This is a genomic window from Acinetobacter sp. YH16031, from assembly GCF_013417335.1.
In the GTDB taxonomy this organism is placed as follows: Bacteria; Pseudomonadota; Gammaproteobacteria; order Pseudomonadales; family Moraxellaceae; genus Acinetobacter.
Genome location: NZ_VPED01000192.1, coordinates 1 through 1,076, shown reverse-complemented (window position 1 = coordinate 1,076; position 1,076 = coordinate 1). Strand labels below are relative to the sequence as shown.

Sequence of the window (1,076 nt, the reverse complement as noted above, 5' to 3'; positions counted from 1 at the left end):
TTACCTACATCTTCTTCTGTTTCCACTTTTGAATTGAAAGGGCTTTGTTGCACAAAGATTTCATAACTATTTGATTTTAAAAGTTTTGATTATTTTTTGATCCAAAATTAAATTTATTTAAATCAGATGCTTAATAAACAGAATTACGTCAAACCATGGCGTTTACATACTTTATCTCTGCAACAATTATCCGATACATAGCTATAATTACTAATCATTTAGTAGTGGAACATTAAGCAGTCATGAATATCTCCCTCCCTCGATTTCAAAATATTCATGAAGATAAAAAGAATGGCGTTACATATACACCAGTTGAATTAGCTGAGTTTGTTGCAAAGAAAACCATTAGTTATTTTGATAGCCAATTGTTTTTAAATAAAAAAATTAAAATCTTAGATCCTAGTATTGGTGATGGAATTCTTATTAAAGAATTACTATTAAAGTTAGGCACAGAAAAATTTTCTGAAATAGAAATAGTAGGGGTTGATCTTGATAACTCTAATTTTGAACAAATTACTTCAACAGTTAAAGAGAAATATCCTAACGTTACATTGACGTTATTAAGGGATGATTTTTTAGATTTTTATGATGCAAATAAAGAATCAAGATTTAACATTATTATTGCTAATCCGCCTTACATCCGTACCCAAATTATTGGTAGTGAAAAATCTCAAAAGATAGCAAAGGATTTTAATTTAAAAGGAAAAACTGATATTTATTATGGCTTTATGATGGCAATGTCTAGTTTGCTTAGTAATGATGGTGTGTTAGCTACTATCACATCAAATCGGTTTCTATCAGTTAAATCTGGGCACGTATTACGAGATTATTTATTAGAAACCTTAGATATACAGTCTATTTATGATTTAGGGGATACAAAAGTATTTAGTTCTGCAGCGGTACTTCCAGCACTAGTTTTTTCTAAAAAAAATAATAATCAAATTAAGGTCGATCCTGAATTTATTAGTGTTTATGAAGTGAAAAAATCAAAACAAGACCATAAAGAGGTCGAAACGATTTTTTCAGAAATAGAGGATATTACTCAACATATTAAAGTTGGTAAGTCTAAATTTGAA

1 protein-coding gene is annotated in these 1,076 nt (G+C 28.5%); it reads left to right on the top strand.

Annotated features, from left to right (window positions below):
• Positions 1 to 242: 242 nt before the first annotated feature.
• Positions 243 to 1,076 (top strand): Eco57I restriction-modification methylase domain-containing protein (locus FTV31_RS17090; RefSeq protein WP_180015832.1); only part of this gene is annotated, 834 nt, incomplete at its 3' end.